This window comes from Xanthobacter sp. BG11Y11_SDJG (genome assembly GCF_057364445.1).
The window spans coordinates 1-9,417 of sequence record NZ_JBNFNU010000149.1 but is presented as its reverse complement, the minus strand read 5'-3'; the positions used below and the strand labels follow the sequence as shown (position 1 = coordinate 9,417).

Sequence of the window (9,417 nt, the reverse complement as noted above, 5' to 3'; positions counted from 1 at the left end):
GTTCGCGAACGGCGGCTTCTTCACGCCCGACCGCGCGCGCGCTTCGTCGTGTTCACCGGCGGCGAGCCGCTGCTGCAGCTCGACGCGGCGCTGGTCGCGGCGGTGCATGCGGAAGGCTTCGAGATCGCGGTGGAGACCAACGGCACGCTCGCGGCGCCGGACGGCATCGACTGGGTCTGCGTCAGCCCCAAGGCCGGCACGGCGCTGGCCCAGCGGCGCGGGCAGGAGCTGAAGCTGGTGTTCCCCCAGCCCGATCTGATGCCGGAAGCGGTGGACGGGCTCGACTTCGCCCATTTCTTCCTCCAACCCATGGACGGACCGGAGCGCGCCGCCCACACGCAGGCGGCGGTCGCCTATTGCCTCGCCCATCCGCGCTGGCGGCTCTCCCTCCAGACCCACAAGATGATCGGCATCCCATGACGCGCGTGAGGATCACCCAGGGCTTCACCTTCGAGGCCGCGCATTTCCTGCCGAACGTGCCGCAGACGCACCGCTGCTTCCGCATGCACGGCCATTCCTACCGGGTGGACCTGACGCTGGAGGGCGAGGTGGATGCCGCGACCGGCTTCGTCGTCGACTTCTTCGACGTGGAGGCGGTGTTCGCGCCGCTGCTGGCGCAGCTCGATCACCACTGCCTCAACGACATCGCCGGGCTCGAAAATCCCACCGCCGAGCTGATCGCGGTGTGGATCTGGGAGCGCGTGCGCCCCGCCCTGCCGCAGCTCGCGCAGGTGCGCGTCTACGAGACGCCCCTCTCCTTCGCCGACTATTGCGGCTGAAGCGCCGCGAACGCCGGCGCGTCCGCCGGCGGCGCCTCGCCCGCCCAGATGCCGTCGACCGCCCGCAGCGCGGGGACAGCGAAGTCGGTGAAGGCCCGCACCGCGGGCCGCATGAAGCGCACCGACGGATAGGCGATGAACGCCTCCGTGGGCTTCACCTCGTAGTCGGGAAGGATCCGCACCAACCGCCCTGCGCGCAGGTGCTCGCTCACCAGCAGTTCCTGCACCGGGCCGGCCGCATGCCCTTCCAGCAGGGTCGCCGCGAGGGCATCCGCGGCATTGATCCGCAGCCGGGGACGCACCACGACGTCCACCGTCCGCCCGCCCCGCATCAAAGCCAGCGTTTCGCTCTGCGAGAGCACACGCGGCGTGGTGACGAGGTCGATCTCGCCGAGGCGCTCCAGGGTGTCCACCGGCCCGCAGCGCGCGAGGAAGTCGGGCGAGGCCACCAGGATGCGCCGGATCAGCCCGAGCCGGCGAACGATGAGGGTCTGGTCCTCCGGCCGACCATACTTCACCGCCAGGTCGAAATTCTCATAGACCAGGTCGACGCCGCGGTTCTCCAGCACCAGATCGACCGACACCTGCGGATGACGCCGCTGGAACGCCATGACAATGGGATGGAGGTGCCGGGCGCCGATGCAGGTCGGCGCGTGCAGGCGCAGCGCCCCGTCGACGGCGCCCATGTCCTGCCGCACGCCTTCCACCGCCGCGTCGATGGTGGCGAGCGCCGAGCGGCTCGCCTCGTAGAGCGCGCGCCCCTGCGCGGTCGCCCGCACCAGCCGGGCGGAGCGCTCCAGCAGCCGGGCGCCCACATGGCGCTCCAGATTGCGCAAATGCTTCGTCACCGCCGGCTGGGACACGCCGAGATCGCGGGCCGCCGCGGTCACGGAGCCGCGCTCCACGGTGCGAATGAAGGCGCGAAGGGCGAGGGCGATGTCCATCATATCCAGAAGCTATGATCGTCATCACTCCATAACATCTGGACGCATCGGCCTCAATGCCGTTCCTTCGGCGCGCCGCGACGCGGCCTGGAGGACGAACCGGGAATGATGGACAGACGCACATTTGCCCTGGGCGGCGCGGCGCTGCTGGCGGGATGCGCCGGCGCGGAGGACCGCAGCCTCGACGCCGCCGGCCCCCTGCCCGATCCCGCCCATCTGCGCATGTATGCGGCAGTCGCCGGCGAGCCGTTCGATGTGCCGGCGGTGGACCTCTCGCAGGTGGATGCGCGGTTTCTCCGGCGCGAGGTCGCTTATGCGACGCGCGAACAGCCGGGCACCATCGTCGTCGATCCCGGCGCGCGCTACGCCTATCTGGTTCTCGAACGGGGCCGCGCGATCCGCTACGGCGTTGGCGTGGGCAAGCAGGAGGGGTTCAACTTCGAGGGCGCCGCCACCATCGCCCGCAAGGCGGAATGGCCCCGGTGGACGCCCACCGCCGCCATGATCCGGCGCGAGCCGGAACGCTACGGCCAATATGCCGCCGGCCTGCCGGGCGGACCCGGCAACCCGCTCGGGCCGCGCGCGCTCTATCTCTACCGCGACGGACAGGACACGCTCTACCGCCTGCACGGCACCACCGAGCCCTGGAGCATCGGCACCATGGTGTCGTCGGGATGCGTGCGGCTTCTCAACCAGGACATCATCGACCTCTACCGGCGCGTTCCGGTGGGGTCGAAGGCGATCGTGCTTCCGGCAGGCGGAGCGACCTCGGCCTGAGCCGCGCCGATCCGCGCCCTAGAGATGCTTCTCCACGAAGCTCTTGAAGGCGGCGAGCTGCTTGCCGACGAAGGTCGACGTGCCCTCGTCGACGATCGTGCCGTCCTCGATCTTCTTGTTGGCCTGGGAGATCATCACCTCCGGCATGTTCATGACCGGGGCGTCGAGCGCCACCAGAACCTGGCGCAGGTGATACTGCGCGCGGGCGCCGCCGAGCGCGCCGGGCGAGGCGGAGAGGATCAGCGTCGGCTTGCCCTTGAGCGGCTGGCGCTCCTTGATGCGCGAGAGCCAGTCGAGGGCGTTCTTCAGCCCGCCGGGCACCGAGTAATTGTATTCCGGGGTGACGATCACGAGGCCGTCCGCCTCGGCGATCCTGGCGCCCATGGCCGTCACCGGCTCCGGCATGCCGGCGGCCTCGATGTCGCCGTCATAGATGGGAAGGCCCGCCACCGAGCCCAGAAGCTCCACCGCGACGCCTTCCGGCGCCAGCGACGGCAGGGCGCGGGCGACAGCCGCATTGTAGGACCCCTTGCGCACGCTGCCGACCAGCACCACCCATTTCATGATCTGCCTCCTCGCATCGGCGCGATCATACGCCGCCGGTTGCCGGCGCCACAACGCGGAACCGGCGCCGTGGTCGGAACGGCGAGGAGCGAGGGGAAGTTCCCGAAAGTGGCCCCGCTCCCCTGAGGGACGAGCGAGGGCGTCCTTTCCGGCGCGGCCGGGCGGCCGCTTGCGGTCAGTAGGACAGGAACAGCGGAACCTTGCTTTCCTTCAGCATGCTCTCGGTGACGCCGCCGAGCACCCATTCGCGCATCAGCGAGTGGTTGAAGGCGCCCATCACCAGCATGTCGGCGCCGAACAGCTCGACCTGCTCGGCGATGGTGGCGGCGATGGAGCTTTGCGCGACCAGGTTCTTCACCGTCACGTTGACGCCGTGACGCGCGAGGTGCGGGGCCAGCTCGGCTCCGGGGACGGACTTGGCCAGCTCCTTCTCGGTGCCGACCGCCAGCACCTCCACCGCCTCGGCAGCCTTCAGGAAGGCCATGGCGTCGTTCACCGCGCGGGCGGCGCGCGAACTGGCGTCCCAGGCGACGAGGATGCGCTTGCCCTTGAAGGTGTCGCAGTGCTCGGGAACCACCATGACCGGACGGCCGCTCTCGAACAGCAGGGCCTCGATCAGGCCGCGGTCCGCATTGATGGTGGCGGTCTCGCAATCGACGATGGCGATGTCGTGCACCATGGCCTGGGCGACGAACACCTCCACCAGCTGGCCATAGGCGAGCTGCGGCGTCTCCACCGAGGCCGCGACGCCCGCCGCCGCCGCATCGCCGCGCGCCCGCTCGCCCACCGCGGCGGCCAGCTCGCGCAGGCGCCGGTTGTGCGCGGCGACCAGGTTGGCGCCCATCGAATTCACGAAGGTGCTGCCCAGCACCACCTTCAGCGACGCCGCCTGGATGGTGGCATGGGCGCCCGACTTCTCGGCCAGCGAGATGCCGTACGCGAGCGCGGCCGACGGCTCGTCGATGCCCTCTTCCGTCATGCCGATGAGTACGCTCTTGATGTTCTGCAGCATGAGCCTTCCTCCCTAGTGAACGGATGTCGTGTACCGGGAAGCGGCGCTGGGGCGCGTTGCGATGGGTCAACCCGGTACCGGAGTTTCGCTATGGTATCGCCGGACCGTGACGGCCCGACCATGGCATCCCTGCCGCCGCGGCGGCGCATCGAACGCGAACCTGTGCAGCTTAGCCGCAAGATGTCATAGGTAGCCGCTCGAGGCCCGCGACGCCAGAACCGATGGCCGGTCTTGCGGTGCGGGGGAGGCGGGATCGATGTCATGCAGGTGAGACGGGGCGCGGCCGTCGCGCTCGCCATCGCGGTGGTGGTGCTCAGCCTCTATTTCGCGCTCGCCATCCACTATTGGCTGCCCTGGCCGGCCGTCGTGCGCACCTCCGGCGCGTTCGCCTTCCCTTTGGCGGTGCTAGCGCTGTGGTTCCTGCCGGCCGGCGCAGGACCGCGCGCCGCATCCTCGCCGCCGGCGCGCTGCTGGCCATCGGCACCGCCTATGCGACCAAGCTGCCGCCGGAGCAGGACTGGGTGGCGCTCCAGGCGGAACAGGCGCACGCGAGCATCGCCGGCGACACCGTCACCATCTTCAACCTGCGCGATGCCGTCCACCGTCCCGGCGCCCCGTCCGAGCCACGCTGGATCACCGAGCGCTTCGACCTGTCGACGCTGGAGGGCGCCGACCTCATCATCCAGCCGTTCGGCGGCGTGAAGGCGCTCGCTCACATCATGCTTTCGTTCCGCTTCGCGGACGGGCGGCACGTGGTGGTCTCCATGGAGGCGCGCCAGGCGAAGGGCGCGCGCTTCGACCCCATCGCCGGCTTCTTCCGCCGCGACCAGCTCTATCCGGAGCTCGGCACCGAGCGCGATTTGATATGGGAGCGCCTCGCCCGCACCCCGCCGGACGAGGTGCAAATCTATCCCGTCAAGGCGAGCCCGGAGGCGGTGCGCATCTATTTCCGCCGCATCATCGACTTCGTGAACGAGAGCCACCGCCAGCCGCGCTTCTATTCGACGCTGCGGGAAAGCTGCATGACGACGCTGATGAACCTCGCCCCCGAGAGCTTCGCCCACGTGCCCTGGCGCGACATCCGCCGCTGGATCCCCGGCTATTCCCTCAGCCTGTTCCAGCAGCTCGGCCTCGTGGACGGCACGCTCGGCGCCGAGGAACTGGCGCGGCAGGCGCGGCTGCGCGACGGTATCCGCCCGCCATCGGATTTTAATTCAGATGCCGCATGGAGCCGGTATATCCGTAACACACGCCCCTGAGCCGCCGCGCCCCGCGCTTGCCCGGAGACCGAGATGATCGAGGACCTCAATCTCTTCGCCACCCAGATCATCACGTTGTGGGTGGTGCTGGAGCCGGTCAGCCACCTGTCCATGTTCCTGGGGGTCACGGGCCATCTCGACAAGGCCGAGCGGCGCAAGGCGGCGGCCATCGGCCTCGCCTTCGCCGGGCTGATCCTGGTGGTGTTCGCCATCGTCGGCCGCATGCTGCTGGAGGCCATGGGCATCTCCATCATCGCCTTCCAGATCGCCGGCGGGCTGATCCTGCTGTTCTTCTCCTTCTCCATGATCTTCTCCGAGGCCAGCTCCCACGGCCCGGTGGAGGTCAGCGAGGACCGCTCCGCGGCGAGCGTCGCGGTCTATCCGCTGGCCATTCCCGTGGTGGCGGGGCCGGGGGCGATCCTCTCCGTCGTCCTGTTCGCCGACAACAATCGCGGCTCGCTGGAGGCGCAGCTGGTGACGCTGGCGGCGCTGGTGACATGATGCTCGTGCTGCTCGTCGTGTTCTGGCTCGGCGACTACATCGTGCGCCTGATTGGCAAGAGCGGCGCCAACCTGCTGCGGCGGGTGATGGGCATCCTTCTGGCCGCGCTGTCGGTGAACCTGATCCTCAACGCGCTGCAGATCTGGCTCGGCCTGCCGCCGATCTGAGGCGAGACTTTTCCCCAATGGGGAAAATGCCTATCCTATAGGTGAGGCCGCCTGCGCCTCCCGACCGCAAACCGCCGGCCGGGCCGTGACCGCGGCCGGCACGATTCCCGGAGGAACCGCCCTTGCCCCTGCCCCCTCTGCTCGCCGAGCGCCTGCCGCTGCCGGCCATCGCCGCGCCCATGTTCCTGGTGTCCGGCCCGGACCTGGTGGTGGAGACCTGCCGCGGCGGGGTGCTCGGCACCTTCCCGGCGCTCAATGCGCGCACCACCGAGGCCTATGCCGGCTGGCTCGACGACATCGCAGAACGGCGCGCCGACAGCCCGGGCGCGGCGCCGTTCGGGGTCAACCTGATCGTCCACAAGTCCAATGCGCGCCTGGAGGCGGACCTCAAGGTGACGGTGGAGAAGAAGGTGCCGCTGGTCATCACCTCGCTCGGCGCGGTGCGCGAGGTGGTGGACGCGGTGCATTCCTATGGCGGCCTGGTGTTCCACGACATCATCAACGCCCGCCATGCCCGCAAGGCGGCCGAGGCGGGGGTGGACGGCATCATCGCCGTGTGCGCCGGGGCGGGCGGGCATGCGGGCACGCTCTCGCCGTTCGCGCTGATCCCGGAAATCCGCAGCTTCTACGACAAGGCGATCGTGCTCGCGGGCTGCCTCACCACCGGGGCGCAGATCGCGGCGGCGCAGATGATGGGAGCGGACCTTGCTTATTTCGGCACCCGCTTCATCGCCACCCGCGAGAGTCTCGCGCCGGAGGGCTACAAGCAGATGCTGCTCGCCTCGTCCGCCGATGACATCGTCTATACCGACGCCATTTCGGGCGTGAACGCCAATTTCCTGAGGCCCTCCATCGTCGCGGCCGGCCTAGATCCGGCGAACCTGAAGAAGCACGGCGAGCTGGACATGGCGAACGAGCACAAAGCGTGGCGCGACGTCTGGTCGGCCGGCCAGGGGGTCGGCGCCGTGGCGGACATTCCCGCGGCGGGCGAACTGTGCGCGCGCCTTGCGCGCGAATACGACGCCGCGCTCGGGCAGGCCGGCGTCCCTGGCGCGCGGCGCGCCTCAGCCGCCCTTGAACCGGGCGCGGATGCGCTGCTCCAATTCGTCGCGCACGCGGCGGTAGGCCTCCAGCCGCTGCTCGCGGTTGCCCGCCTCAAGGGTCGGGTCGGAGGTGGGCCAGTATTCCACGTCGAGGGCGTTGGTGCGCGTCAGCTCCAGCGCCTTGTGGTGCGCGTCGGGTGCCAGCGAGACCGCGAGGTCGAAGCCGAGCCCCTCATACTCCTCCAGATCCTCGACGGTCTTCGGCCGGTGCTTCTTCACGTCGAGGCCGATCTCTTCCATCACCGTGTCGACGAACGGGTCATGCTCGCCGGCATTGACGCCCGCCGACCCCACATAGAGCGATTTGCCGAACAGATGCCGCGCGAGCGCCGCCGCCATCACCGAGCGGACGACGTTCTGGCTGCACAGGAACAGGACCGATTGCGGCCGCGCTGAGCGCCGGGACGCCGCCGGGGGCTCCATGCGGCTATCCCTTCCAGTGCAGCGCGCAAATGAGCGTGAACAGCCGCCGCGCCGTGTCGAAGTCCACCTCCACCTTGCCCTTCAGGCGCTCGCGCAGGAGTTCGGATCCCTCGTTGTGAAGCCCCCGCCGGCCCATGTCGATGGCCTCGATCTGGCTCGGCGAGGCGGTGCGGATGGCGGCGTAATAGCTCTCGCAGACCAGGAAATAGTCCTTCACCACCTTGCGGAAGGGGGAGAGGGAGAGATGGTGCTGCACCACCTGCTCGCCGGCCTCGCGCTTGATGTCGAACACCAGGCGGTTGTCCATCAGCGAGATGTGGAGCGCATAGGGACCGGTGCCGGGATCGCCGCAGGGAAAGAAGGAATTGTCCTCCACCAGATCCCAGATGGCGGTGGCGCGCTCATGCTCGATGTCGGCGGTGGAATGACCGATGGACGCCTCGTCAAGGGTGACGGCGCACAGCCGGGTCGGCGGTTTCTGAGCCTTGTCGGTCATTGTCCCCCCTCCGGCGGCAGGTTGGTGCGGATCGCCACCGAGCGGCCGTGCGCGTCGAGCCGCTCGGCGGCGGCGAGCCGCATGGCCGCCGGCCCAAGCACCGCAAGCGCGTCGGGCGCGCACTTCAGGATCGACGTGCGCTTCATGAAGTCCAGCACCGAGAGGCCAGAGGAGAAGCGCGCCGAGCGGGCGGTGGGCAGCACGTGGTTGGAGCCGCCCACATAGTCGCCGATGGCCTCCGGCGTGAACGCGCCGACGAAGATCGCGCCGGCATGGCGCACCTTTGCGGCGAGGGCATCGGCGTCCGCGGCGTGAATCTCCAGATGCTCCGGGGCGACGCGGTCCACCAGCGGGATCGCCGCCTCGAGGCTCTCCACCTTGATGATGGCGCCGTGGTCGCGCCAGGAGGCGCGGGCGATCTCCTCGCGCGGCAGGCGCGCGAGCATGTCCTCCACCGCCGCCGCCACGTGGGCGGCCAGCTCCTCGGAATCGGTGACGAGGATGGACTGGGCGGCGGTGTCGTGCTCCGCCTGGGCGAGCAGGTCGGCGGCGACGAAGTCGGCGCTCGCGGTGCCGTCCGCGAGGATCAGCACCTCGGAGGGGCCGGCGATCATGTCGATGCCCACCTTGCCGAACACCTGGCGCTTGGCCGCCGCCACGAAGGCGTTGCCCGGGCCGACGATCTTGTCCACCGGGGCGATGGTCTCGGTCCCATAGGCGAGCGCCGCCACCGCCTGGGCGCCGCCCACCCGGTAGACCTCGTGGACGCCGGCGAGCCGTGCCGCCGCCAGCACCAGCGGCGCGATCAGACCGTCCGGGGCCGGCACCACCATGACGATGCGCGGCACGCCCGCGACCTTGGCCGGCACGGCATTCATCAGCACCGAGGAGGGATAGGCCGCAGTGCCGCCGGGCACGTAGAGCCCCACCGCGTCGACGCTGGTCCAGCGATGGCCGAGGGTGACGCCGAGCGCGTCGGTGTAGCTGTCGTCGGCCGGGCGCTGGCGGGCGTGGTGGCTCTCGATGCGCGCCTTGGCCAGTTCCAGCGCCGCGCGGGTCTCCGCATCGATCGAAGCGAGCGCCGCGTCCAGCTCGGCGTCGCTCACGCGCAGGCCGAGGGCGGCGAGGTCCACCCGGTCGAAGGTGCGCGAATGGTCGATCAGCGCCGCGTCGCCGCGCGCCCGCACGTCGGCGATGATGGCGGCGGCCTTGTCGTTCACGTCCACCGAGACCTCGCGCTTGGAGGCGAGGAAGTCGGCGAAACGCGCGGGGAAATCGGCGCTGGCGGTATCGAGGCGGATCGGCATGGCGCCTTGCTAGAGCAGGACGGCGCCGGTGGGAAGCCCTGCCCCTGCGGGCGGCGGGGCGCCCTTGGCGCCAACGGCGCCGTCG

Annotated in this window: 12 protein-coding genes and 1 pseudogene; 7 read left to right on the top strand and 6 right to left on the bottom strand. The window is 69.9% G+C overall.

The annotated features are described in order from the left end of the window. On the top strand, positions 1–420 hold a 420-nt coding region (locus AC2W7M_RS13445), incomplete at its 5' end, for a radical SAM family protein (protein ID WP_486132778.1). Between the two features lie 5 nt (positions 421–425). Further along, positions 426–779, top strand: a complete 354-nt coding sequence (queD, locus tag AC2W7M_RS13440; protein ID WP_486132781.1) for a 6-carboxytetrahydropterin synthase QueD — start codon at positions 426–428, stop codon at positions 777–779. On the opposite strand, the gene AC2W7M_RS13435 is transcribed toward queD, so the two are convergent. Beyond that, a complete protein-coding gene (locus tag AC2W7M_RS13435; protein WP_486132780.1) occupies positions 767–1,723 on the bottom strand; it encodes a LysR family transcriptional regulator in 957 nt (318 codons plus the stop codon). The genes queD and AC2W7M_RS13435 overlap by 13 nt on opposite strands. Before the next feature lie 105 nt (positions 1,724–1,828). Between AC2W7M_RS13435 and AC2W7M_RS13430 the strand changes: the two genes are divergently transcribed. Beyond that, entirely contained in the window at positions 1,829–2,500 is a 672-nt protein-coding gene (locus AC2W7M_RS13430; protein WP_486132777.1) for a L,D-transpeptidase, read from the top strand. An 18-nt stretch (positions 2,501–2,518) separates the two neighbouring features. On the opposite strand, the gene AC2W7M_RS13425 is transcribed toward AC2W7M_RS13430, so the two are convergent. Continuing rightward, positions 2,519–3,064, bottom strand: coding sequence for an NADPH-dependent FMN reductase (locus AC2W7M_RS13425; RefSeq protein WP_486132776.1), 546 nt, complete (start codon positions 3,062–3,064; stop codon positions 2,519–2,521). Between the two features lie 175 nt (positions 3,065–3,239). Next, positions 3,240–4,076, bottom strand: coding sequence for a universal stress protein (locus tag AC2W7M_RS13420; protein ID WP_486132775.1), 837 nt, complete (start codon positions 4,074–4,076; stop codon positions 3,240–3,242). Between the two features lie 413 nt (positions 4,077–4,489). On the opposite strand from AC2W7M_RS13420, the gene AC2W7M_RS13415 reads away from it, so the two are divergent. The 4 genes and pseudogenes from AC2W7M_RS13415 to AC2W7M_RS13400 form a co-directional block, all read left to right on the top strand. After that, the gene (locus AC2W7M_RS13415; RefSeq protein WP_486132774.1) at positions 4,490–5,335 is read left to right on the top strand and encodes a lipoprotein N-acyltransferase Lnb domain-containing protein; all 846 of its coding nucleotides are present in this window, start codon (positions 4,490–4,492) and stop codon (positions 5,333–5,335) included. Between the two features lie 33 nt (positions 5,336–5,368). Further along, a complete protein-coding gene (locus AC2W7M_RS13410) occupies positions 5,369–5,836 on the top strand; it encodes a MarC family protein (protein WP_486132773.1) in 468 nt (155 codons plus the stop codon). Beyond that, positions 5,833–6,003 (top strand): MarC family protein, encoded by a 171-nt coding sequence (locus AC2W7M_RS13405; protein WP_486132772.1) that lies wholly within the window; start codon positions 5,833–5,835, stop codon positions 6,001–6,003. Before AC2W7M_RS13410 ends, AC2W7M_RS13405 begins: the two co-directional genes overlap by 4 nt. 122 nt (positions 6,004–6,125) lie before the next feature. After that, positions 6,126–7,001: pseudogene (locus AC2W7M_RS13400) on the top strand (NAD(P)H-dependent flavin oxidoreductase); the annotation flags it as partial. Between the two features lie 66 nt (positions 7,002–7,067). On the opposite strand, the gene AC2W7M_RS13395 reads toward AC2W7M_RS13400, so the two are convergent. Genes AC2W7M_RS13395 through hisD form a run of 3 tightly spaced genes read right to left on the bottom strand, consistent with a single transcriptional unit; the run spans position 7,068 to position 9,332 of the window. Continuing rightward, the gene (locus AC2W7M_RS13395; RefSeq protein ID WP_486132779.1) at positions 7,068–7,529 is read right to left on the bottom strand and encodes an arsenate-mycothiol transferase ArsC; all 462 of its coding nucleotides are present in this window, start codon (positions 7,527–7,529) and stop codon (positions 7,068–7,070) included. Between the two features lie 4 nt (positions 7,530–7,533). Continuing rightward, positions 7,534–8,025, bottom strand: a complete 492-nt coding sequence (locus tag AC2W7M_RS13390) for a UPF0262 family protein (protein ID WP_486132771.1) — start codon at positions 8,023–8,025, stop codon at positions 7,534–7,536. Next, positions 8,022–9,332, bottom strand: coding sequence for a histidinol dehydrogenase (gene hisD, locus AC2W7M_RS13385; protein WP_486132770.1), 1,311 nt, complete (start codon positions 9,330–9,332; stop codon positions 8,022–8,024). Before hisD ends, AC2W7M_RS13390 begins: the two co-directional genes overlap by 4 nt. Positions 9,333–9,417: the final 85 nt, after the last annotated feature.

Bases quoted from the DNA above. Each gene is read 5' to 3' on its own strand.
- AC2W7M_RS13435 (WP_486132780.1), bottom strand. From the start codon at position 1,723: ATGGACATCGCCCTCGCCCTTCGCGCCTTCATTCGCACCGTGGAGCGC.
- AC2W7M_RS13430 (WP_486132777.1), top strand. From the start codon at position 1,829: ATGATGGACAGACGCACATTTGCCCTGGGCGGCGCGGCGCTGCTGGCG.
- AC2W7M_RS13425 (WP_486132776.1), bottom strand. From the start codon at position 3,064: ATGAAATGGGTGGTGCTGGTCGGCAGCGTGCGCAAGGGGTCCTACAAT.
- AC2W7M_RS13420 (WP_486132775.1), bottom strand. From the start codon at position 4,076: ATGCTGCAGAACATCAAGAGCGTACTCATCGGCATGACGGAAGAGGGC.
- AC2W7M_RS13410 (WP_486132773.1), top strand. From the start codon at position 5,369: ATGATCGAGGACCTCAATCTCTTCGCCACCCAGATCATCACGTTGTGG.
- AC2W7M_RS13405 (WP_486132772.1), top strand. From the start codon at position 5,833: ATGATGCTCGTGCTGCTCGTCGTGTTCTGGCTCGGCGACTACATCGTG.
- AC2W7M_RS13395 (WP_486132779.1), bottom strand. From the start codon at position 7,529: ATGGAGCCCCCGGCGGCGTCCCGGCGCTCAGCGCGGCCGCAATCGGTC.
- AC2W7M_RS13390 (WP_486132771.1), bottom strand. From the start codon at position 8,025: ATGACCGACAAGGCTCAGAAACCGCCGACCCGGCTGTGCGCCGTCACC.
- hisD (WP_486132770.1), bottom strand. From the start codon at position 9,332: ATGCCGATCCGCCTCGATACCGCCAGCGCCGATTTCCCCGCGCGTTTC.